This window comes from Mycobacterium aquaticum (assembly GCF_002086485.1).
Taxonomy (GTDB): domain Bacteria; phylum Actinomycetota; class Actinomycetes; order Mycobacteriales; family Mycobacteriaceae; genus Mycobacterium; species Mycobacterium aquaticum.
This window is the reverse complement of sequence record NZ_MVHF01000011.1, coordinates 73,984-96,885: the sequence shown is the minus strand read 5'-3', so window position 1 is coordinate 96,885 and position 22,902 is coordinate 73,984. Positions and strand designations below refer to the sequence as shown.

The window sequence follows — 22,902 nt, the reverse complement described above, 5'->3', positions numbered from 1 at the left end:
ATGTCCGACACCGCTGTCGTCGATGCGCAGCTGCGGTGGCGGGCCGCGCCACTGGCCAAGTCGCTGCTCACCGTGGCTGCAGCCGCGTTGGCCGTGGCCGTGATCGGATCCCGTTGGCAGCTGCTGGTTTTCGCGGCGCCGATGATCGGGGTGCTGTGCTCGGTGCATTGGCAGCGGTCGGTGGGCGGGATCCGGGTGTCCGGTCAGCCCGCGGTGGTGCGGTGCTTCGAGTCGGAGCAGGCGAAGGTGACAGTAACGGTGACGGGGGCGCCCGCCGCGCTGACGGTCACGCCGACCGCCGGGATGCAGTTGACTGCTGTCGAAGGGGCCACGGCCGAGCGGCGGACGGTGTGCGGCAGCGCGCCGCGGTGGGGCCGTTATCCGGTGCGTGCCACCGTCGAGGCGACCGCACCAGGGGGCCTGCTGGTCGGCGTCGACACGGTCGAGGCCTGTGAGATATACGTCTTCCCGCGGGCTGCGCCGCAGCCGACGCCGCTGCCGCGCACCGAGTTGCCGGACCGATTGGGCGTGCACCTGACCAGGCATACCGGGCCGGGAGTCGAGTACGCCGACGTGCGGCCCTACGTGCCAGGGGACCAGCTGCGGACCGTGAACTGGCCGGTGAGCGCGCGCAGGGGCCGGTTGCACGTCACGGAACGGTTGACCGACCGCGGCGCAGACGTCGTCGTGCTGCTCGACACCCACGCCCAGGCCCCCGGACCGGCGACCACGGCCACCGAGCGCACCGCCCGCGGCGCGGCGCAGGTGGTGCAGACCGCCCTGCGCAACGGCGACCGGGCCGGCATCGTGGCATTGGGCGGCTACCGGCCACGCTGGCTCGGCGTCGACATCGGCAGGCGGCAGTTCTACCGCGTCCTGGATGCGGTGCTGGGTTCGGGCGACGGATTCGAGACCCTCACCGGCACCCTGGCTCCGCGCGCCGCCGTGCCGCCGGGGGCCATCGTCGTGGCCTTCTCCACGCTGCTGAGCACCGAATTCGCGCTGGCATTGATCGAACTGTGCAAGCGCGGTCACGCCGTGGTCGCGGTCGACGTCCTCGACGGTGCGCCGTTCGCGGACGATCTGGATCCCCTCACCAGTCGGATGTGGGCGCTGCAGCGGTCGGCGATGTACCGGGACATGAGCACCATCGGCATCGACGTCGTGCACTGGTCGGGCGACGGCGCGCTTGGCGATGCCATGCGGCTGGTTCCCGACCGGCACCGAACGCTCCTGAGGCGGTCCTGAGGTGCCCGCGCAACCGGCCCCGCGCACTGTCTCGACGGCCTTCGGGCTGCTGATGGCCGCGGCGGTCGCGGTACCGGCCGACGGGCCCGCCCTGGTGGCCGCGGCGCTGGCCGCGACAGGCGTGCTGGCCGGGCTGATGGTCAGGCCGGTGAGCAGCGCCGCAGTCCTGGCGGCCGCGGCCGCGCTGGCGCTGAGCGATCCGGCGCCGGCATACGCGGCGCTGGCCGGCCTGTCGGCGACCGCCTACCTGGTGATCCGGCACGCCGTGGAGACACCGGCAGTGGTGACGACCACCGTGCCGAGCATGGCGTGCGCCGTCGGTTTCTGCGTCGTCGTGCTCACTGCGGCGATGGTGCCGCTGAGCGTGCGCTGGCTGCCGCTGCTGGTTCCGGTCGCGGTCGCGGTGCTGTACGTGCTGGTGGTGCGCCCCTTCGTGCGTGAGTCGACGTGGGGTTCCGGACGCCGGATGTGACGGGCGCCACTGGCCGGGAATGCTGTTCGCTCCCTTACATGTTGGGGATTTTCGCGAAGATCGGACGTACCTTCGATCGAGAATCCGATACCGCCGGTATCGGGATAACCGCCAGCTATACGAGAGGAACGACCATGTTTGCATTTGGCGCATTCGCAGCGCTCGTCCTGGTGCTGGTCGCCGCGGCCGGCCGGCCGTACCCCCAGTCGTGGCACAACCGCTTCGGCGAAACCCGCCCCTGATTCCAGCCGCCCGGTGAGGTACGAATGACGGGTGCCGTCCGCCGCTGACCTCACCCCGAATCCCACCGTCCTGCTGCTGTCGACGTCCGACACGGACCTGATCGCGGCCCGCGCCAGCGGGGCGGGGTACCGCTGGGCCAATCCGTCACGGCTGGTCCCCGGCGAGCTCGACGACCTGCTCGCCGGGGCCGACGTAGCCGTCGTCCGTATTCTCGGCGGCTACCGGGCCTGGGAGGACGGGATCGATGCGGTCGTGGCCAGCGGCCTGCCGACCGTCGTGGTCAGCGGCGAGCAATCCCCGGACGCCGAACTGATGGGGCATTCGTCGGTGCCCCAGGGCGTCGCCCTGCAGACCCACGTCTACCTGGCCCAGGGCGGCACCGACAACCTGGGCAACCTGCATTCGTTCCTGTGCGACACGCTGCTGATGACCGGGTTCGGCTTCGCCCCGCCGGTCACCACACCCAGCTGGGGCAGGTTGGACCGGCCGGCCTCCGCCGGTGACGGGCCGACCATCGCGGTGTTGTACTACCGCGCACAACAACTCGCGGGCAACACCGGTTACGTCGACGCACTGTGCACGGCCATCGAAAACGCAGGCGGCAGAGCACTTCCGCTGTTCTGCGCCTCGCTGCGCACCGCCGAACCCGAGTTGCTCGAGCTGCTCGGCACGGCCGACGCGCTGATCACGACGGTGCTGGCCGCGGGCGGGGCAACGCCCGCGACGGTTGGGGCCGGCGGAGCCGACGATTCCTGGAACGTGGCTCACCTTGCCGCACTGGACATTCCGATCCTGCAGGGGCTGTGCCTGACCAGCTCGCGCGAGCAGTGGTCCGGTAACGACGACGGGCTGTCCCCGCTGGATGTGGCCAGTCAGGTCGCGGTGCCCGAATTCGACGGTCGCATCATCACGGTGCCGTTCTCGTTCAAGGAGATCGACGACGAGGGCCTGATCTCGTACGTGGCCGACCCGGAGCGCTGCGCCCGAGTCGCAGGCCTGGCCGTGCGACACGCCCGGCTGCGGGCCATCCCGGCCGCGGAAAAGCGTGTGGCGCTGGTGTTCTCGGCCTACCCGACAAAGCATGCGCGGATCGGCAATGCGGTCGGCCTCGACACCCCGGCCAGTGCGGTGGCGCTGCTGCAAGCCATGCGGGCCGCCGGCTACGACCTCGGCGACGTCGACGGGATCCCCGGTGTGGAATCCCAAGATGGTGACGCCCTGATCCACGCCCTGATCGAACGCGGCGGGCAGGATCCCGACTGGCTCACCGACGGGCAGTTGGCAGGCAACCCGATCCGCGTGCCTGCCAAGGACTATCGGGAGTGGTTCGCCACCCTGCCCGCGGAACTCGCCGACGCGGTGGTGGAGCATTGGGGCCCGCCGCCTGGCGAACTGTTCGTCGACCACAGCCGCGACCCTGACGGTGAGATCGTCGTCGCTGCACTGCAATCCGGCAACGTCGTGCTGATGGTGCAGCCACCGCGGGGCTTCGGCGAGAACCCGGTGGCGATCTACCACGACCCCGACCTGCCGCCGAGTCACCACTACCTGGCGGCGTATCGATGGCTGGACTCGGCGTTCCCGGGCTCCTTCAAAGCCGACGTCGTGGTGCACCTGGGCAAGCACGGCAACCTGGAGTGGTTGCCCGGCAAGACCCTCGGTATGAGCGCCGCGTGTGGCACCGACGCCGCACTCGGCGATCTGCCGCTGATCTACCCGTTCCTGGTCAACGATCCGGGGGAGGGCACGCAGGCCAAACGCCGGGCCCACGCCACCCTCGTCGACCACCTGATCCCGCCGATGGCCCGCGCCGAAAGCTACGGCGACATCGCGCGATTGGAACAGTTGCTCGACGAGCACGCCACGATCTCCGCGCTCGACCCGGGCAAGTTGCCTGCCATCCGCCAGCAGATCTGGACGCTGATGCGTGCCGCGAAGATGGACCACGACCTGGGCCTGGCGGACCGCCCCGACGAGGACAGCTTCGATGACATGCTGCTGCACGTCGACGGCTGGCTGTGTGAGATCAAGGATGTGCAGATCCGCGACGGGCTGCACATCCTCGGTGAAAAGCCCACGGGCGAAGGCGAACTCGACCTGGTGCTGGCGATTCTGCGGGCCCGCCAACTCTTCGGCGGCGAGCAGACCGTGCCCGGCCTGCGGCAGGCCCTGGGCCTGGTCGAGGACGGCAGCGACGAGCGGGCCGCCGTCGACACTGCCGAGGCCAAGGCTCGGGAGCTCGTGGCCGCCCTGCAGGCAAGCGGTTGGGACGCTTCTGCGGTGGACCGCATATGTGCCGAAGCTGTCGACCAGCTCACCGACAATGCCGACGTGGCGGCCATCCTGCGGTTCGCCGCAACCGAAGTGGTGCCGCGACTGGCGGCCACGGCCGGCGAGGTCGACCAGGTGCTGCGGGCGCTGTCCGGCGGATTCATCGAATCGGGGCCGTCCGGCTCGCCGCTGCGTGGGCTGGTCAATGTGCTGCCCACCGGGCGCAACTTCTACTCGGTGGACCCCAAGGCGGTGCCGTCGCGGCTGGCCTGGGAAACCGGTGTGGCGATGGCGGATTCGCTGCTGGCCCGCTACCACGAGGACCACGGGCGATGGCCTGCCTCGGTGGGTTTGTCGGTGTGGGGCACCTCGGCCATGCGCACCGCAGGCGACGACATCGCCGAAGTGCTTGCGCTGCTGGGTGTTCGGCCCGTGTGGGACGATGCGTCGCGCCGTGTGGTGAGCCTGGAGCCGATCGAGCTGACCGAACTGGGCAGGCCCCGCATCGACGTCACCGTCCGCATCTCCGGCTTCTTCCGCGACGCCTTCCCCCACGTCGTCACCATGCTCGACGACGCCGTCGCGCTGGTCGCCGGTCTCGACGAACCGGCGCAGGACAACTACGTGCGCGCCCACGCGCAAGCCGACCTGGCCCAGCATGGTGACCAAAGGCGCGCCACCACACGGATTTTCGGCTCCAAACCGGGAACGTACGGCGCAGGCCTGCTGCAGCTGATCGACAGCCGAAACTGGCGCGACGACGCGGACCTGGCGCAGGTGTACACGGCCTGGGGCGGGTTCGCCTACGGTCGTGATCTGGACGGCAGGCCCGCCGCCGACGACATGAACCGCGCGTACCGGCGGATCGCCGTGGCGGCCAAGAACACCGACACCCGCGAACACGACATCGCCGATTCCGACGACTACTTCCAGTACCACGGCGGCATGGTGGCCACCGTGCGCGCGCTGACCGGCACGGCCCCCGCCGCCTACATCGGCGACAACACCCGGCCCGATGCGGTGCGCACCCGCACCCTGGGCGAGGAGACCACGCGGGTGTTCCGGGCCCGCGTGGTCAACCCACGCTGGATCACCGCGATGCGCAGGCACGGCTACAAGGGTGCGTTCGAGATGGCCGCCACGGTCGACTACCTGTTCGGCTACGACGCCACCGCGCACGTGATGGCCGACTGGATGTACGAGCGGCTCTCCGCCGAGTACGTGCTCGACGACGAGAACCGCAAGTTCATGGCCGAATCCAACCCGTGGGCGCTGCACGGCATCGCCGAGAGGCTGCTCGAAGCCGCCGGGCGCGGGATGTGGGAACAGCCCGAGCAGGCCACGCTGGACGGGCTGCGGCAGGTGCTGCTCGAAACCGAGGGCGAGCTGGAAGGCTGACCCACGGTTACATTGGGCGCATGTCCGTGACGTTCGCCGATGTTGCCAAGGCGCAGTACATCTTGCTGACCACGTTCACCAAGGACGGCAGGCCCAAGCCGACCCCCATCTGGGCCGCACCCGTCGGGGACCGGCTGCTGGTGATCACCCAGGAGAAGTCCTGGAAGGTAAAGCGCATCCGCAACACCCCGCGGGTCACGCTCGCGGCGTGTGATGCACGGGGCAACCCCAAGAGCGAGGCGGTCGAGGCGACGGCCCGCATCCTGGACAAGACTCACAACGGCGCCACGTACGACGCGATCGGGAAGCGCTACGGGCTGATCGGCAAGGCGTTCAACGTCTTCTCGAAGCTGCGCGGGGGCATGAAGAACAACGTTTCGATCGAACTGAAAGCGGTGAATCAGACCGACGATGCCCAGCTTTGATGACGTATACCGCGAGAAATACCTGCTCCTGACCACCTTCACCAAGGACGGCAAGCCCAAACCGACGCCGGTGTGGGGCGTGCCCGACGGCGACAAGCTGCTGATCATCACCGACGACGGCTCCTGGAAGACCCGGCGCATCAAGAACACGCCGCGCGTGACCATCCAGAGGTGCGGCGTGCTCGGCAAGGTCAAGGGCGAACCCGTCGAGGCGGTGGCCCGGATGCTTCCGAAGGCCGATACCCGCCGCGTGTTCGACAAGATCATCAAGCGGTACTGGAACCACGCGTGGTACTTCATCCCGCAGGCGCTGCTGCGCGGCGGCATCGACAAGGTGCACGCCGCCATCGAGGTCCAGGCCGCGCCTGCCTGATTCCCGGCGGGACGGAACCCGTCGGCGCCGCGAAACGTTGAACAGACATGGCAAAGCGGCTGTTCGGCATCTACGCACTGGTCGAGATGGCGGTGATCATCGCCCTCGTGGCCACCATCGGCTTCGGCTGGACGGTGCTGTTGCTGCTGGCCACCTTCGTCGTGGGGTTGATGCTGGCGGGTTCCCAGCTGAACCGACAGCTCCGCCGGCTGCGCTCAGGGTTGACCGACGCGTCCGCACCGGTCGACAGCCTGCTCGTCGCGTTGGGCACCGTGCTGGTGGTGATCCCCGGCCTGGCGAGCTCGGTGCTGGGAGCACTGCTGCTGTTACCGCCGACGAGGGCTGCGGCGCGTCCGATGCTGACGGCGATGGCGGCCAAGCGGATACCGATCGTCACAGTCGGCGCGCCCGGATTCACCTGGCCCACCGGTGCCGCCGCGTCCTACGGCGGTCGTGGCGACTACATTGACGGCGAAGTCATCGATGGTGACGTCGTCGACTTCAGCGCCAACGAACCGCATCGTCTGCCTCCCACGGCCTAGCCGCACATACCTCACCAGCCTTTGACCACACTCCTGATCAACGGGCGGATCCACAGTCCCGCCCATCCCGACGCCACCGCCTTCGCCGTGCGCGACGGCGTCATCGCATGGCTCGGCAGCGACGACGTTGGCCGCCTGCAGTTCCCCGACGCCCGCGTCGTCGACCTCGACGGCGGCTTCGTCGCTCCCGCGTTCGTCGACAGTCACGTCCACCTCACCGCCACCGGGCTCAATCTCGACGGTCTGGACCTGCGTGGGGCCTCCTCGCTGGCCGAATGTCTGCGGCTGCTCGGCGAACATGCGCGGCGGCATCCGGACGGCCCGGTCTGGGGCCATGGTTGGGACGAGTCGGGCTGGCCCGAGCGCACCCCGCCGACGACTGCGGACCTGGACGCCGTGCTGGGCGACCGGCCCGCCTACCTGGCCCGTGTCGACGTGCATTCGGCAGTCGCCAGCAGCGCGCTTCGCGCCATGGTGCCCGGGCTGGCCGACGCGGCGGGGTTCGCTCCGCAGGGCCCGCTGCGCGCCGATGCCCACCATCTGGTCCGCGCCGCGGCCCGCGAGCGCCTCACACCGGCCCAGCGTCACGCCGCGCGGCTCGCAGCCCTCGACCACGCGGCCGGCCACGGTATCGCCGCGGTTCACGAATGCGCAGGCCCCGACATCGGTGGCCTCGACGATTGGCACGAACTGCGCCGACTCGACCACGGCGTCGAGATCGTCGGTTACTGGGGCGAAGCCGTCAGCGACGCCGAGGCGGCCAGGACGCTGATCAACGAGACCGGCGCCCGCGGGCTCGCCGGTGATCTGTTCGTCGACGGTGCGCTCGGATCGCGTACCGCGCGGCTGCACGAGCCGTATACCGACGCGCCCGACACCTGCGGCAACTGCTACCTCGACGCCGACACCATCACCGCCCACCTGCGGGCGTGCACCGAGGCGGGCATCGCCGCCGGGTTCCACGTCATCGGCGACGCCGCCGTCACCGCCGTCGTGGATGCGTTGGCAACCGTCGTCGACGCGTTTGGCGCTCCGGCGGTCGCCCGCTGCGGGCACCGGCTGGAACATCTGGAGATGGTCAGCCCGGCCCAGGCCGCCCGGCTCGGATCGTGGGGCGTCATCGCCAGCATGCAGCCCAACTTCGATGCCCTGTGGGGCGGCGACGACGGTATGTACGCTCAGCGCCTCGGGCCTGACCGAGTCCATCGGCTCAACCCGTTTGCGCTGTTAGCATCCGAAGGCGTGCCCCTCGCGTTCGGCTCCGACACCCCGGTCACCAGCATGAACCCCTGGCAGACCGTGCGCGCGGCCGTCGAACACCGCACCCCGGGCAGCGCAGTGTCCGCGCGTGCCGCGTTCGCCGCGGCCACCCGCGGCGGCTGGCGGGCCGGTGGGGTGCGCGACGGTGTCACCGGCACCCTGGTTCCCGGCGCGGCGGCCAGCTACGCGATCTGGGATGCCGACGATCTGGAAGTCAGTGCACCGGCGAACGCCGTGCAGCGCTGGTCCACCGACCCGCGCTCGCGGGTGCCCGCGCTGCCGCGGCTGGCGGCCGGGGCCGCGCTGCCGCGGTGCCGGCAGACCGTTCATCGGGGTGTCGTCATCCATGGCTAGCGACCGCCAGCGGTTCGAACGGTTGCGCGCCCGGCCCCACGATGTCACCGAGGTCCTCCCGGCGGTCGCCGACGAGGACGACGAGCGCGACGACGACGACCTCGAGGACGAATTCGCCGACGGCGAGGACGGGCCCGGGCTCGACGAAGACGTCGAGATCGACGATCCCGGCGCGGAGACCGAGCCACCCAAGCCGCCGTCGGACCGACTCGCCGCGCTCACGGCCTGGGGACGCCGCTTCGGCCGCGCGACCCTCGACCGCTGGGCCCAACTGGGCGCCGCCATCGGAGGCGGGCTGTTGGTATGGGCGAGCTTCCCGCCCGTGGGCTGGTGGGCCACGGCGTTCGCGGGGCTGGCACTGCTGGGCTGGGTGCTGACACTGCCGTCCACCACCCGGGCCGGCGGTTTCGGCTACGGATTCCTGTTCGGGTTGGCGTTCTACATCCCGCTGCTGCCGTGGATCAGCGGCTTGGTCGGTCCCGCGCCGTGGCTGGCGCTGGCGGCGCTGCAGGCGTTGTTCTGCGGGGTGTTCGGGCTGTTGGCGGTATTGGTCCGCCAGTTACCGGGCTGGCCATTGTGGTTCGCCACGTTGTGGGTCGCCGCGGAATGGCTCAAGTCCACCGTGCCGTTCGGCGGATTCCCGTGGGGCGTGGTCGGGTTCGGTCAGTCCAGCGGCCCGCTTCTGCCGATCGCGCGGGTGGGCGGGGCGCCGCTGGTGTCGTTCGCCGTCGCGCTGGCCGCGTTCAGCCTGACCCTGGTGGCGTGCGAGATCGTCCAGTGGTGGCACCACGGCCACAAGCCCGGCGTACCGCCACCGGCGGTCGTGCTTCCCGGTGCCTGTGTCTCGGTGGTGCTGTTGGGCAGCGCGTTGTTGTGGCCGCAGGTGCGGCACTCCGCTGTCGGCGTCGCCGACGAACCATCGGTGACCGTCGCCGCGGTGCAGGGCAACGTTCCACGGCTTGGCCTGGAGTTCAACGCGCAACGACGTGCCGTGCTCGACAACCATGTCCGCGAGACCGGGCTGCTGGCCGACGACGTCCGGGCAGGCCGGGCCGCACAGCCCATGTTCGTCATCTGGCCGGAGAACTCCTCCGACATCGACCCGCTGGCCAACGCCGACGCCGCCGCACAGATCAGCGCCGCGGCCGACGCGATCAAGGCGCCGATCCTCGTCGGCGGCGTCGTCAAAGCCGACGGCTACACACCCGACAACCCTGTCGCCAACAACACCGTGATCGTCTGGGACCCGGCCACCGGTCCTGGTGAACGCCACGACAAGCAGATCGTCCAACCGTTCGGCGAATACCTGCCGTGGCGTGGCTTCTTCCGCCACCTGTCGTCGTATGCCGACCGCGCCGGCTACTTCGTCCCGGGTACCGGCGACGGCGTCGTGCACGCCGCGGGCGTGCCCATCGGGGTCACCACCTGCTGGGAGGTGATCTTCGACCGGGCGGCCCGCGAATCGGTGCTCAACGGGGCTCAGGTGTTGGCGGTGCCGACCAACAACGCCACATTCGACGCGACGATGAGCTCCCAGCAGCTGGCGTTCGCCAAGCTGCGGGCCGTCGAACACGACCGCTACGTGGTGGTCGCGGGCACCACCGGCATCAGCGCCGTCATCGCGCCCGACGGCCGCGAGCTGGCCCGCACCGAATGGTTCCAGCCGGCGTACCTGGACAGTCAGATCCGCCTCAAATCCGACCTGACGGCGGCCACCCGATGGGGCCCCGCCGTTCAAGCGGTGCTGGTCGTGGCCGGTTTCGGGGCCGCTGTTGCGGCGGCGGTCATCGCGATACGGCAAAATGGCGGGTTCGTGCCAAGAATGTTCCGGCGCCGGAAGGCGAACGCCGGCGACGATGAAGGAGTCACATGACAGTCCCCGGTGACGGAGCGAGCTCGGGGGAGACCCCTCGCCAGGACGATGCCACCCCCAGCCGGCGCACCTTGGTCATCATCCCGACCTACAACGAGCGGGAGAACCTGCCGCTGATCGTCGGGCGGGTCCACCGCGCCCGGCCAGACGTCCATGTGCTGATCGTCGACGATGGCAGCCCCGATGGCACGGGCGAGTTGGCCGACGAGCTGGCCCTGGCGGACCCGGACCGCGTGCACGTCATGCACCGCACCAGCAAGGCGGGCCTGGGCGCGGCTTATCTCGCCGGATTCGCGTGGGGCCTGGGCCGCGGCTACTCGGTGCTGGTGGAGATGGACGCCGACGGCAGCCACGCGCCCGAGGAGCTCTACCGGCTGCTCGACGCCGTCGACGCGGGCGCCGACCTGGCCATCGGCTCGCGCTACGTCACCGGCGGCACGGTACGCAACTGGCCGCGCCGCCGGCTGGTTTTGTCCAAGACGGCCAACACCTACTCACGGTTCCTGCTGGGCGTGGGCATCCACGACATCACCGCCGGATACCGCGCCTACCGGCGCGAGGTGCTGGAGAAGATCGATCTGTCCGCGGTCGACTCCAAGGGCTACTGCTTCCAGATCGACTTGACCTGGCGGGCCATCAACAACGGCTTCAGCGTCGTCGAGGTGCCCATCACCTTCACCGAACGTGAGCTGGGCGTCTCGAAGATGAGCGGATCCAATATTCGCGAGGCGATGTTCAAGGTCGCCGAGTGGGGTCTCAAGGGCCGCCTGGACCGCGCCCGCGGCGCATCCAGCTGACACAAAAAGTGAGCGAGGGTGCGCCGAAGCGCACCCTCGCTCACTTGTAAGCGGTGTCAGCTGCCGCGACGCTTGGTCTTGATCAGGTCGAGACGTTCCTTGAGCAGCTCTTCGAGCTCCTCCACCGAACGGCGCTCCAACAGCATGTCCCAGTGGGTACGGGGCGGCTTGACCTTCTTGGGCTCAGGCACGTCACCCTCGATGAGGGTGCCCTCCATACCGTTACGGCACAGCCAGGTGCCGGGGATCTCTGCATCGTCGGCGAACGGCACATCGAACTCTTCGCCGTTGTCGGTGCGGTAGCGCGCGACCTGACGCGGCGCCAGATCATGGTTGCGGTCGGTCTCGTAGCTCACGGCTCCGAGGCGACTGCCTCTCAGGACACGATCAGCCATCGTCAACACTCCTCGTTCACGCAAAATTATCCGGATGTATCAACGCTTGATGGCGTTGCCAGGTTCCCGACTCAACCGTCGATGATACCCCGATCACGAGCGGCGGCCGTCTACAGTCGGGTGCCATGGCCACCGGAATCGCCCGACGTCATCGTCCGCAGCCGTGCCGGTGGTGCGGACGTGAGGTAGCCGATGCGGGGATGGGACGCCGGCGTCAGTACTGCAGACAGTCCTGCCGCCAACGGGCCTACGAGCAGCGTGCGCTGGTGAAGGGCACCTCCCTGGCCCCGGATTCGGTGGTGCTCACCGCCGACGAGGCCGCTCAACTCTCCGACCGCGTCTACCAGGTGCGATGCGCGGCCGAGGACCTCGCGACCGCAGTCGACGAGGGCGCCGCCGCCGACGAGCTGCGGCAACTGTGCGACGCGCTGATGGTGGCCGCCAAGGCCGCCGACGGCTGGCGTTAGGTCGGGCAGCTGAACTGTCGGCCGATGCCGACGGCCGGGGGTGTCGGCTTCAGGCAGCCGAGCGGTTCGACGCCCGCCTGACTCACCCGCATCCCGGACTGGTGTGCGTAGTTGACGCATACCAGTGCGGTGCTGTCAGCGCGGCACCGGTAGTCGCCGAACGCGATCGATCCGCCGGTGGGCAGCTTGGCCCCGTCGCCGTAGGTGAACCGGCCCGGGTCACCGTGCAGCGAGCCCACCTCCAGCGTCGGGCCGGTGAAGTCCACCCACCCGGCGATCCACTCACCCTCCACGTCCGACGGCTTGGTGGGCAGGCCGTCGGTCTTCACCAGGCAGGCCAGCTGCCCGTTGACCAGCTTGTCGGTCGCACACTTGCCCGCCGTCGTGACGAATGCGACGTCATCGCCGAGGTTGGTGGTCTCGCCGCCGCGCGTTGCGGTGTGGAAACCGGCCGGATCGGCCTGCGGGCCCGCCTCGACCCATCGAATGACCTGGGACATCGGAGTGCCGGCGGGTGGTGCCGCGGTGGGCACGGGAGGGGTAGTCGTCGTCGCCGTCGGTTTGGCACTGGACGGCTGCGCTGAGCTGGTCGGCACCGACAATCGGTCCTGCGACGTCGATGTACTCTCCCCGCCGCCCCCGGTTGAGCACGCTGCCAGCAGCGCAGACGCCGCGATGATCACAGCAATCCGCATCCCGCCAGGCTAGCGGTAGCCGGTGTGTCTGCCGCCCAGGCGCGGCGCGGGGCGGTGATGTTCGCTACCGTCGGGCTCATGCACGAACGGACCGTCCGGGCAACGATCAGGACCGGCATCGTGGAAGGTTTCACCCGCGACGGGGTGCACCGGTGGCGTTCGATCCCGTACGCCCGGCCACCGCTGGGTCCCCTGCGGTTTCGTGCCCCGCAGCCCGCCGAACCGTGGCCCGGCGTGCGGTATTGCCACGAGTTCGGCCTCTGCGCCCCGCAGCAGCGCCGCTATACGTTGCTCGGAGTTGGCAAATATCAGGCGATGAGCGAGGACTGCCTGACGCTCAACGTCGTCGCGCCCGAAAAGCCGCACCCCGACCCACTGCCGGTGATGTTCTTCGTACACGGCGGCGGCTACATCATGGGCAGCTCGGCCACGCCGCTCTACGACGGTGCGGCCCTGGCCCGCCGCGGATGCGTGTACGTGTCGGTGAACTACCGGCTCGGCGTGCTCGGCTGCATGGACCTGTCCTCACTGTCGACGCAGGACCACACGTTCGAGGACAACGTGTTCCTGCGCGATCTGGTGCTCGCGCTGCAGTGGGTCCGCGACAACATCGCGGTGTTCGGCGGCGATCCGGACAATGTGACGATCTTCGGGGAGAGCGCGGGCGCGCAGGCGGTCGCCACCTTGTTGGCGGTGCCCGCGGCCAAGGGCCTGTTCGCGCGGGTGATCTCGGAGAGCCCGGCCAGCGGGATGGTCAGCACGGCCGGCGCGGCGGCCCGGCTCGCCGAGCAGTTCGCGGAAATGGTCGGCGGCCCCGCGGCGATCCACTCGGCCCGTCCGGCGGAGCTGGGAAAGGCGTTGGACCGGCTGATCTCCCGAGGCATGACGGACATGCCTGGCGCGTTTCCGGTCGGGCCGACCAGCGGCACCGAATTCCTGCCCGCCGATCCGGTGGAGGCGATGGCCGACGGCACCGCGCACCGGCTGCCGCTGATCGTCGGCAACAACGCCGAAGAGGGCCGGTTGTTCACCCGGTTCCTGCCGCTGCTGCCAACCAACCAGCCGATGATCGAGAAGTTGTTTGCCAGCGCGGAGCCCGAACACCGGGACCGCATCCTGGCCGCCTACCCGCACTACCCGAGCGACGCGGCGTGTATACAGCTCGGCGGTGACTTCGCCTTCGGGTCGGCCACCTGGCAGATCGCCGAGGCGCACAGCCGGCACGCGCCGACGTACGTGTACCGCTACGACTATGCCCCGCGCACGCTGCGTTGGTCGGGGTTCGGTGCCACGCACGCAATGGAACTGCTGGCCGTATTCGATACGTACCGAACGACATACGGCTCGCTGCTGACGGCGGTGGCCGATCAGCGGTCGGCCCGCCGAGTGTGCCGCGACGTGCAGTCACGATGGCGGGCCTTCTCCCGGTCGGGGATCCCCGGTGAGGGCTGGCCGACCTACACCGACTACAAGCGTGCGGTATTGGTATTCGACCGGGTATCTCGTGTCGAGTTGGACCCTGCCGCCGAACGACGCCAGGCGTGGGAAGGCTTTTCGCTGGCGGGACGCTGAGTCTGCGCGATCCGCTGCGCGCACGGTGCCGAATGTGGTTCCGTGGTCGCGTGAGTTACCCCCTGGATCCGCTGTCCGCCGACGAGTTCACCGCCGCGGCAGCGATATTGCGGCGTGAACATGGTGTGGGCGACGACTGGCGCATCGCATCGGTGGAGCTCATCGAGCCGTCGAAGGCAGAGCTGGCGGCGTTCGACAACGGCGGGTCGACGCCGCCGCGACGTGCCGTGGTGATCTGCCTCGACCGGGCCGAGAACGCCACCTACAAGTCGGTGGTCTCGCTGTCCGACGACAAGGTCGAGTCGTTCGACCATGTCCCAGGGGTGCAGGCGAACTTCACCGTCGACGAATTCACCGAGTGCGACGCGGCGTTGCGCAACCACCCCGATGTGATCGCCGCGTTGGCCAAACGGGGTATCACCAACATGGACAACGTGTTCATGGACACCTGGACGTACGGGGATGCCGTTGCGCCGCCGGAGTTCCGCGACCGCCGCATCGGCTGGTCGGACACCTGGTACAAGGACGCCGAAGGGGCCAATCCGTACGCGCATCCGGTCAGCGGGCTGCACTGCGTGATCGATCTCAACACCATGGAGCTGCTGCGCATCGAGGATGACGGCAGCAACGAAAAGCCCGCTGTGATGGGCGAATACGTGCCGCGGCACATTCCCGAGCGCATCCGTGCGGCCTCCACGCGTGAGCCACTCAAGCCGCTGAACATCACTCAGCCGGAAGGGCCGTCGTTCACGCTCGACGGCAACCTGCTCAAGTGGCAGAACTGGTCGTTGCGGGTGGGGTTCAACCACCGTGAGGGCATGACCCTGCACACCGTGCGCTACCGCGACGGCGACACGGAACGGTCGGTGGCGCACCGGATGTCGTTCGCGGAGATGGTGGTGCCGTACCGCGATCCGTCGGTGGACCACTACCGGCGCACCGCGTTCGACATCGGCGAGTGGGGTCTGGGATTCATGACCACGTCGCTGGAATTGGGGTGCGACTGCCTCGGCGAGATCCGCTACCTGGATGCGGTGCTGCACAACAGCAAGGGTGAGCCGTACACCATCAAGAACGCCGTGTGCATCCACGAGGAAGACAACGCCGTGCTGTGGAAGCACGTCGACTATGACGCCGGCGCCGAGGTGCGCCGTATGCGCAGGCTCACGGTGTCGTCACATGTCACGGTCGCCAACTACGAATACCTGGTGTACTGGCGGTTCTACCAGGACGGCAACATCGAGTGCGAGGTCCGCGCCACGGGCATCATGGTGACCACGCCGGTGGCTCCCGGGCAGCCGCATCCCAACGGCACCCTGGTCGACGAGCGCACCTATGCGCCGTACCACCAGCATTTCCTCATCGCCCGCCTGGATCTCGACATCGACGGCAGCGACAACACGGTGTACATGACCGAGTCGTACGCCGAGCCGATGGGCCCGGACAACCCGCTCGGGCTGTCGCTGGTGACACGCAACCAGCCGCTGCGCACCGAGGAGGAGGGTAAGCAGGACACCAACTTCGCCACGCAGCGGGCCTGGAAGGTGGTGAACACCAACGTCACCAACGGCCTGGGCACCCATCCGTCCTACAAACTCGTTCCCACCGGCGCGTTCCCGGCCATGTTCGATCCGGCGTCACCGGTCTTCCAGCGCGCCACCGTCATCGGGCACACCCTGTGGGTGACCCCGAACAGCCCCGACGAGCGTTGGCCGGCAGGCGAATTCGTCAACCAGTCGGCTGCCGACAGCGGGATCGCGGAGTGGACGAAGGCCAACCGGTCGATCGAGAACACCGACGTGGTGCTGTGGTACGTCTTCGGCATCCACCACATCACCCGCCCGGAGGACTGGCCGATCATGCCCGTGGACATCGTGTCGTTCTGGCTCAAGCCCTACGGCTTCTTCGACCGCAACCCGTCGCTCGATGTTCCGCCGACCCCGCCGGCGGCCTGCGAGCACACCCCTGCCAGGGCCGCCCACCACTGACCCCGTCTGCGCGAGCGTGCGTGTCTGCTGCCCGACGCGCACGCTCGCGGGCAGCGGAAGCTACCGCGCGACGATGACGGACGAGCCGTGGCCGAACAGGCCTTGGTTGGCGGTGACGCCGACCTTCGCGCCTTCGACCTGACGGCCCGTGGCCTGGCCCTTGAGCTGCCAGGTGAGCTCGCACACCTGCGCGATGGCTTGCGCGGGAATCGCCTCGCCGAAGCACGCCAGCCCGCCCGACGGGTTGACCGGCACCCGGCCGCCGATGCTCGTGGCCCCGGACCGCAGCAGCTGCTCGCCTTCACCTTTGGCGCACAGCCCCAGGTGCTCGTACCAGTCCAGCTCGAGTGCCGTGGACAGGTCGTACACCTCGGCCAGGCTGACATCCTCGGGTCCGATGCCGGCCTCGGCGTAGGCCGCGTCGAGGATCTGATCCTTGAACACCCGCTCGGGTGCGGCCACGACAGCGGTGGAATCTGTTGCGATATCCGGCAATTCGGGCAGATGCTGTGGGTAGCGCGGGGTCACGGTCGAGATGGCCCGCACCGACGGGACACCTGCTACGGAACCAAGGTGCTTCTCCGCGAACGACTTCGAGGCCACGATCAGCGCGGCCGCACCGTCAGAGGTTGCGCAGATGTCGAGCTGGCGCAGGGGATCGGAGACGACTGGGCTGGCCAGCACGTCCTCGACCGCAGTTTCCTTGCGGTAGCGGGCATTCGGATTCTGCAGGCCGTGGCGCGAGTTCTTCACCTTCACCTGCGCGAAGTCCTCGGCGGTTGCGCCGTAGAGGTCCATCCGACGTCGCGCCAGCAGGGCGAAGTACACCGGGTTCATCGCGCCGATGAGGTGGAAACGCTGCCAGTCCGGGTCGTTCTTGCGCTCGCCGCCGACCGGGGCGAACGCCCCCTTGGGCGTGGTGTCGGCGCCGATCACCAGTGCGACGTCGCAGAATCCGGCCAGGATGTGGGCGCGCGCGCTTTGCAGAGCCTGCGAACCGCTGGCACATGCCGCATACGACGACGACACCGGCACGCCGTTCCAACCCAGCTTCTGGGCGAACGTCGACCCCGCGATGAAGCCGGGATAGCCGTTGCGGATGGTGTCGGCGCCGGCCACGAGTTGGATCTGGCGCCAGTCCAGGCCGGCTTCGGCCAGCGCGGCGCGGGCCGCGACGACGCCGTACTCGGTGAAGTCGCGTCCCCACTTGCCCCATGGGTGCATGCCCGCGCCGAGGATGTACAAAGGCTCTGGACTCATCAGGCTGTGCCCTCCTTGCTCCTCGCGTCCGCAACCCTCCAGGCGTGGGTGGTGCGTTCGACACCCTCGTCATCGGTGTAGAGCGTCATGGTGGTCAACTCCATCTCCATCCCGACCTTGAGATCGGCGGCAAGCGTGCCCTCGACGACCTTGCCCAGCACGATCAGACCTTCGTCGGCCAGCTCGACCGCGGCGATCGCGAACGGCTCGAACGGATCGGACTTGGGATACGGCGACGGCGGGAGGTAGCGGTTCTCGGTGTAGCTCCACACCTTTCCGCGGCGGGACAACGGCACCAGGTCGAGCGTGTCGCTGTCGCACGCAGGATTGGGGCAGTTGTTCTCCCGCGGCGGGAACACGTAGGTGGCGCACTGCGTGCACTTGCCGCCGATGAGATGGGTGACGCCGGCGTCGTCGGTGGTGAACCAACCTTCGATCGCGGGTTGCGTGGTTGCTGCTGGCACGGGGCTCAGCGTAACCGAATCGGACGGCAAAACTGAAACGTGTTCCAGTTTGACGCGGTGAGTGCGCGGCAACGTCACGCGTTCCGGTAGCGCTTCAGCCACTCGTTGAGCATCTCGACCGCCTGGTCGTATGGCCGGTCCCAAAATTCCATCACAATGCCGTCGGGCGTGGGTCCGTTGAAGGCGCGATAGAGGCGGTTGATCCGCTTGTGCCAAATACTGCGGTGGTAGGTCGGCGCCAGTTGGAACCCGGGCACCAAGCCGACGACGATCACCGGAACGCCGCCATGTTCGACGCCCTGCGCGACTTTCTCGCCGAAAGTCAGTTGAGCGGCCAATTCCGCGCTGTTGAGATCGGCGGGGGTGGGCACCAGGAGAAACCGCTCGAAGTCGCGCCATCGGTAGCGCTGCGGTCGTCCGAGCCGGTCGTTGATCTCCAGGCCTGAAGCTGACAGCCGTAACCACCAGGTGCCGCGGGTGATGCGCCACCAAGGGATGAGACTGCGGGTCGCTATCCAGACAAAGAACGCGCTGCACAGCACAAACACCGCAGTAAGCAGCGCGGCCTCGTTCGCGGCCAGCGGGTGGCCGTTGTCGTCTGCCCACACGACGGGAAGGAGATATGCGGGCGCCAGCGCAAGAGCGGTCATGAACAGGCCGCCGAACAACCTTGCGGTTCCGTCCTCGGCCGGGTACGGAATCAGCAACTCGTCCGAACCGTCTCCGCCGCCGGTGCTCGTCGGATCTGTAGCCATTGGCCTTTCCTTCCCTCGCCGCGCATTCACTGTGTGCGCAGCGTCACCGGGCGGGGAAGGGGCGGACCAGCCTGCGGGACGTTCCTTGCATTATTCACAGATTCGTCCGCGGATCTGGGGCTTGGACAGCGTGCCCTCGACGACTTTGCCCGCCACGATCAGTCCTTCGTCGGCGAGCTCGATCGCGGCGACCGCGAACGGCTCGAACGGGTCGGACTCGCGATACGGCGCAATTCGGTTGAAGTGTACGAGACAGTTTCGTACGCTTCCGGCATGGTTCGAGGTATGGAGCGTGAGCAGGCCGTGTTGGCCGCGACGGCCGAGTTGCTCGCTGAGCGGGGATACCAGGCGCTGACCATCGATGCCGTGGCGGCGCGCGCGGGTGCCAGCAAGGCGACGATCTATCGCCGCTGGCCGAACAAGGCCCAGCTGGTCCGTGCCACGCTCGATGCCGCCGACGCCGCGCGCAACGCGGCAGTGCCCGATACCGGGCAGCTGCGTAACGACCTCTACGCGGTGATGGATGCCATCGCCGCCAATGTGGCCGATCCCTTGACGCGGGTGACGGCCGAATTGGCGACGCTCATGCGCCATGACGAACAGCTGGCCCAGGCCATGCGTGAACACCTCGACAAAGAGGAGCTCTCGCCGTTCCACGACGCCCTGCAACGAGCCATCACCCGCGGCGACATCGCCCCAGACACCGACGTCGAGCTGATCCACGATGTCGCTGAAGCCATGATCCTGCGGCAGATGCACCTGGACCGGCCCGTCGACGCGGCGTTCAGTGCCCGGCTCGTCGAAGGCGTGCTGCTGGTCCTGCTCGGAGGTGTCGATCGATGACCGTCGTGATCGCCGGCGCCGGGCCCACCGGGCTGACCCTGGCCATCGAGCTGGCCCGGCGCGGCGTGCCGTGCCGGGTGCTGGACAAGGCGGCGACGCTGTTCCCGCGTTCGCGCGGCAAAGGGTTGCAGCCACGCACATTGGAGGTTTTCGACGACCTCGGGGTGAGCGGTGCGGTGCTGGCGGCCGGGGAGCCCTTTCCGTCCATGCGGCTCTACCGCGGTGCGGACGTGGTCTGGGACAAGGCGATCTACGAACTCCTCGGGCTGCCCGAGCTGGAACCCACGCCGGCAGTGCCGTACCCGTTCACGTGGCTGATCCCGCAGTGGCGCACCGACCAAATCTTGGCGGCGCGGTTCGCCGAACTCGGCGGCACCATCGAATTCGACACGGAGGTAACGGGTTTCGAGCAAGATCCGGACCGTGTCACCGTACATACCAACCGAGGTCCGATCCATGCGGACTTTCTCGTCGGCGCCGACGGCGGCCGTAGTACGGTGCGCAAGGCGTCGGGCGTCGAGTTTCTCGGCGGCGCGCTGACCGAAGAGCGCATCGTCGTCGGTGACGTGCGAGCCACTGGGCTCGAGGGCCGGCGCTGTCACCTGCTGACGCGTGACGGCGATCAGTCCAAGCGGTTCTCGTTGTGGAACCTGCCCGGCAGCGAGCACTACCAGCTGGTGGTCACCATGGCTGCAGGCGAGGAGCCGCCCGCGCTGACGCTGCAGGGCATGCAGAAAATGCTCTACGAGCGCTCGGGACGACGCGACGTGGTGCTCTCGGACCTGCGGTGGATCTCGCTGTACCGCGTCAATCTGCTTATGGCGCAACGCTTCCGGATGGGCCGGGTGTTTCTGGCCGGTGACGCCGCCCACGTCCACTCACCGGCCGGGGGACAGGGCGTCAACACGGGTGTGCAGGACGCCTACAACCTGGGGTGGAAGCTGGCTGCGGTGCTGGCAGGCGCGCCCGATCAACTGCTGGACAGCTATGAGGCTGAGCGTATGCCCGTCGCAGCCGACGTGCTGCGCCTCAGTGGGGTGTTGCATCGCCAGGGCTTCGGCTCGACCGGGCCGGCGCCCGCGGCCATTCACCAGTTGGACATCAGCTACCGGGCCGGGCCGCTCGCCGATTCCGACGACGTGTTCGGTCACCTGCAGGTCGGTGACCGAGCGCCCGACGGCCTGCTGCCGGACGGTCGCCGGCTGTTCGACATCTTCCGCGGGCCGCACTGGACAGTGCTCGAATTCGATGCAGGGACAGTCGCTTTCGAGGTTCCCAGCGTCCGCGTCAGCCCTAACCTCGACTATGACGTGCCTGCCGGCTCCTACGTCCTGATTCGGCCCGACGGACACATTGGCGCGATCAGCACGAATCCGGCGGTCATCGCTCACCGGCTACGCCACTCAGGATCCGTACCAGATCACTGTGGTTGTCCCGCATGAGGTTGTGTGCACCGTCGAGCGAATACGTCGTCCACGCCGGGTCGGTGCACACCCGCGCGTAGGTCGGAGCGAACGGCGACTCCGTCGGCCAGTTCTCCGCACGCACGTACACGCGGCGGACGCCCGACGGCTCGTCGCCGAGCCGGATCGGCTGCATGAGCGAGGCGAGCGGATGCGCGGTGGCCCGCTCGTCGAAGAACGGCAGCGGAGGCACGCCGTACCCGGTGGCGTCGACAGCGGTATACCACTGTCGCTGCTCGTCGTTGGTCAACGTCCAGCACGATTCGCCGTCGCGCGGCACGAACGCATCCAGGTAGATCAGCGCGCTGACGCGCTCCGGGATCCGGTCGGCTACTGCGGTGATCACCATGCCGCCGTAGCTGTGTCCCACCAGCACCGCGTCGGTGATGCGGTGGGCGTCGAATTCGGCGAGGACGTCGGTTATGTGGGTGTCCAGGTTGACGCCCGCATGCAGCAGGTGCGCGCGTTCGGCGAGGCCGGTCAGGGTGAGTGCCACCACCCGATGACCGTGGGCGCGCAGCGCGGTGGCCAGGTCGTCGAAGCACCAGCCGCCATGGCATGCGCCTGGCACGAGGACAAAGGTGCTCATCGGGAACTCCTGTCGGCGAACGTGTTTCGGCGGTAGTCGGCGGTGACGCGGGCGAGGTCATCGGGGCTGCCCGCATGCATCTCGCGGTTGGCCCGCACCACCGCAGCGGTTTCGGGGACGCGCCGGGCCTCGTAGCCGGCCACGCCTCGCCCCGCGGCCAACTCATCGGCGAGGGCCCGGGCGTCGAGGATGGCCTGTGAGCCACCGTTGGCTCCGACGGGATACATCGGATGGGCGGCGTCGCCGAGCAGGGTGACTCGGTGAGTGCCCCAGTGGGACAACGGCTCTCGGTCGACCATCGGATACTCGAAGACCGCGTCCGAACGGGCCACCAGGGCCGCTGGGTCCAGCCAGTCCAGCTGCCAGCCCGACATGTGGGCGGCGACGACGGCGGGGTCGGTCGGGGCGTTCCAGTTCGCGTCGCCGGGCAGTGGACCGGGTTCGGCTTCGGGGATCTGCAGCACCCAGTTCACCAGGCCGCCGCCGATCGGGTACGTGACGAGTTCGACCCCGGCGGGACCTTTGACGATTGCCATCGTGCGGCCGTCGAGGAACGCCGGCATGTGACTCGCGCCGCGGAACATCCGCACGCCCGACCAGGACAGGGGATCGGGGCCGGGATGCAGTGTGCGTCGCACCATCGAGTGCACACCGTCCGCGCCGACGAACACCTCGGCGGTGAGCTCCCCGGCCCGGGTCTGCACGCGCACACCCGTTGAGGATTCGGTGAACCCCACGACGCCCGCACCGGTGCGCACCGCATCGGGTCCGAGCCGGTCTGTCACCGCGCCGAGCAGGAGCATCTGCAGCCGGCCGCGGTGCACCGAGCACTGCGGATAGCCGTATCCGCCTTCGATTCCGCGGGGTTCGCGGAACAGCAGGGCGCCGTCGGAGGTGTAGAAGTCGATGACCGCCGGGGTTGCCGAGATGTTCTGCAAGGGGTCGCCGAGGCCGAGTTCGTGCAACTCCCGTACGGCGTGCGGCAGCAGGTTGATGCCGACGCCCAACGGGGCGAGTTCACGTGCCGATTCGACCACGGTGACGCCCATTCCGCGGGCGTGCAGGGTCAGAGCTGCGGTGAGGCCGCCGATACCGGCCCCGGCGATCACGATGTCCATGTCTCAAGCCTGCGCGGAGCAGCTCTTATAAGTCCAA

General features: G+C 68.7%; 20 protein-coding genes and 2 pseudogenes. 14 read left to right on the top strand and 8 right to left on the bottom strand.

What is annotated here, in order from left to right; translation table 11 throughout:
• The 9 genes and pseudogenes from BST13_RS13790 to BST13_RS13745 form a co-directional block, all read left to right on the top strand.
• Positions 1 to 1,248, top strand: coding sequence for a DUF58 domain-containing protein (locus tag BST13_RS13790; RefSeq protein ID WP_083164587.1), 1,248 nt, complete (start codon positions 1 to 3; stop codon positions 1,246 to 1,248).
• A gap of 1 nt (position 1,249) precedes the next feature.
• Positions 1,250 to 1,720 (top strand): hypothetical protein, encoded by a 471-nt coding sequence (locus tag BST13_RS13785; RefSeq protein WP_245839593.1) that lies wholly within the window; start codon positions 1,250 to 1,252, stop codon positions 1,718 to 1,720.
• A gap of 273 nt (positions 1,721 to 1,993) precedes the next feature.
• Positions 1,994 to 5,632, top strand: a complete 3,639-nt coding sequence (gene cobN, locus BST13_RS13775; protein WP_083164585.1) for a cobaltochelatase subunit CobN — start codon at positions 1,994 to 1,996, stop codon at positions 5,630 to 5,632.
• Between the two features lie 20 nt (positions 5,633 to 5,652).
• Positions 5,653 to 6,057, top strand: a complete 405-nt coding sequence (locus BST13_RS13770; protein WP_062830474.1) for a PPOX class F420-dependent oxidoreductase — start codon at positions 5,653 to 5,655, stop codon at positions 6,055 to 6,057.
• Positions 6,044 to 6,430 (top strand): PPOX class F420-dependent oxidoreductase, encoded by a 387-nt coding sequence (locus BST13_RS13765; protein ID WP_083164584.1) that lies wholly within the window; start codon positions 6,044 to 6,046, stop codon positions 6,428 to 6,430. The genes BST13_RS13770 and BST13_RS13765 overlap by 14 nt, the downstream gene beginning before the upstream one ends.
• Before the next feature lie 47 nt (positions 6,431 to 6,477).
• Positions 6,478 to 6,972: an FxsA family protein gene (locus BST13_RS13760; protein WP_083164583.1), complete on the top strand. Its 495-nt coding sequence runs from the start codon at positions 6,478 to 6,480 to the stop codon at positions 6,970 to 6,972.
• A 21-nt stretch (positions 6,973 to 6,993) separates the two neighbouring features.
• A complete protein-coding gene (locus BST13_RS13755) occupies positions 6,994 to 8,586 on the top strand; it encodes an amidohydrolase (RefSeq protein WP_083164582.1) in 1,593 nt (530 codons plus the stop codon).
• Positions 8,579 to 10,459, top strand: a complete 1,881-nt coding sequence (gene lnt, locus BST13_RS13750) for an apolipoprotein N-acyltransferase (protein ID WP_095533539.1) — start codon at positions 8,579 to 8,581, stop codon at positions 10,457 to 10,459. The genes BST13_RS13755 and lnt overlap by 8 nt, the downstream gene beginning before the upstream one ends.
• 56 nt (positions 10,460 to 10,515) lie before the next feature.
• Positions 10,516 to 11,238: pseudogene (locus tag BST13_RS13745) on the top strand (polyprenol monophosphomannose synthase); the annotation flags it as partial.
• 74 nt (positions 11,239 to 11,312) lie between these two features.
• Here the strand turns inward: BST13_RS13745 and rbpA are convergent.
• Positions 11,313 to 11,651 carry an RNA polymerase-binding protein RbpA gene (gene rbpA / locus BST13_RS13740; RefSeq protein ID WP_026356597.1) on the bottom strand — a complete coding sequence of 113 codons (339 nt, stop codon included), beginning with the start codon at positions 11,649 to 11,651 and terminating at the stop codon, positions 11,313 to 11,315.
• A gap of 137 nt (positions 11,652 to 11,788) precedes the next feature.
• Here rbpA and BST13_RS13735 point away from each other — a divergent pair, with 137 nt between their 5' ends.
• Complete coding sequence (locus tag BST13_RS13735; RefSeq protein ID WP_211296090.1) at positions 11,789 to 12,118, top strand: hypothetical protein; 330 nt, start codon at positions 11,789 to 11,791, stop codon at positions 12,116 to 12,118.
• Here BST13_RS13735 and BST13_RS13730 read toward each other — a convergent pair.
• The gene (locus BST13_RS13730) at positions 12,115 to 12,813 is read right to left on the bottom strand and encodes a hypothetical protein (RefSeq protein ID WP_083164579.1); all 699 of its coding nucleotides are present in this window, start codon (positions 12,811 to 12,813) and stop codon (positions 12,115 to 12,117) included. The two genes, BST13_RS13735 and BST13_RS13730, sit on opposite strands and share 4 nt — an antisense overlap.
• Before the next feature lie 78 nt (positions 12,814 to 12,891).
• Between BST13_RS13730 and BST13_RS13725 the strand changes: the two genes are divergently transcribed.
• Positions 12,892 to 14,385 (top strand): carboxylesterase/lipase family protein, encoded by a 1,494-nt coding sequence (locus BST13_RS13725; RefSeq protein WP_083164655.1) that lies wholly within the window; start codon positions 12,892 to 12,894, stop codon positions 14,383 to 14,385.
• A 32-nt stretch (positions 14,386 to 14,417) separates the two neighbouring features.
• Positions 14,418 to 16,373 carry a primary-amine oxidase gene (locus BST13_RS13720; protein WP_083164578.1) on the top strand — a complete coding sequence of 652 codons (1,956 nt, stop codon included), beginning with the start codon at positions 14,418 to 14,420 and terminating at the stop codon, positions 16,371 to 16,373.
• 60 nt (positions 16,374 to 16,433) lie between these two features.
• On the opposite strand, the gene BST13_RS13715 is transcribed toward BST13_RS13720, so the two are convergent.
• The 4 genes and pseudogenes from BST13_RS13715 to BST13_RS13700 form a co-directional block, all read right to left on the bottom strand.
• Positions 16,434 to 17,633: a lipid-transfer protein gene (locus BST13_RS13715; RefSeq protein WP_083164577.1), complete on the bottom strand. Its 1,200-nt coding sequence runs from the start codon at positions 17,631 to 17,633 to the stop codon at positions 16,434 to 16,436.
• Complete coding sequence (locus BST13_RS13710; protein ID WP_083164576.1) at positions 17,633 to 18,097, bottom strand: Zn-ribbon domain-containing OB-fold protein; 465 nt, start codon at positions 18,095 to 18,097, stop codon at positions 17,633 to 17,635. Before BST13_RS13710 ends, BST13_RS13715 begins: the two co-directional genes overlap by 1 nt.
• A 74-nt stretch (positions 18,098 to 18,171) precedes the next feature.
• Positions 18,172 to 18,852, bottom strand: coding sequence for a hypothetical protein (locus BST13_RS13705; protein WP_083164575.1), 681 nt, complete (start codon positions 18,850 to 18,852; stop codon positions 18,172 to 18,174).
• A 123-nt stretch (positions 18,853 to 18,975) separates the two neighbouring features.
• Positions 18,976 to 19,080 (bottom strand): annotated as a pseudogene (locus BST13_RS13700) (benzoylsuccinyl-CoA thiolase); the annotation flags it as partial.
• A gap of 45 nt (positions 19,081 to 19,125) precedes the next feature.
• Here BST13_RS13700 and BST13_RS13695 point away from each other — a divergent pair.
• On the top strand, positions 19,126 to 19,695 hold the full coding sequence (locus BST13_RS13695) for a TetR/AcrR family transcriptional regulator (RefSeq protein ID WP_083164654.1): 570 nt from the start codon (positions 19,126 to 19,128) through the stop codon (positions 19,693 to 19,695).
• Entirely contained in the window at positions 19,692 to 21,137 is a 1,446-nt protein-coding gene (locus BST13_RS13690) for an FAD-dependent monooxygenase (RefSeq protein WP_083164574.1), read from the top strand. Before BST13_RS13695 ends, BST13_RS13690 begins: the two co-directional genes overlap by 4 nt.
• Here the strand turns inward: BST13_RS13690 and BST13_RS13685 are convergent.
• On the bottom strand, positions 21,076 to 21,747 hold the full coding sequence (locus BST13_RS13685) for an alpha/beta fold hydrolase (RefSeq protein WP_083164573.1): 672 nt from the start codon (positions 21,745 to 21,747) through the stop codon (positions 21,076 to 21,078). The genes BST13_RS13690 and BST13_RS13685 overlap by 62 nt on opposite strands.
• The gene (locus BST13_RS13680) at positions 21,744 to 22,865 is read right to left on the bottom strand and encodes an FAD-dependent monooxygenase (RefSeq protein ID WP_083164572.1); all 1,122 of its coding nucleotides are present in this window, start codon (positions 22,863 to 22,865) and stop codon (positions 21,744 to 21,746) included. The genes BST13_RS13685 and BST13_RS13680 overlap by 4 nt, the downstream gene beginning before the upstream one ends.
• Between the last annotated feature and the right edge of the window lie 37 nt (positions 22,866 to 22,902).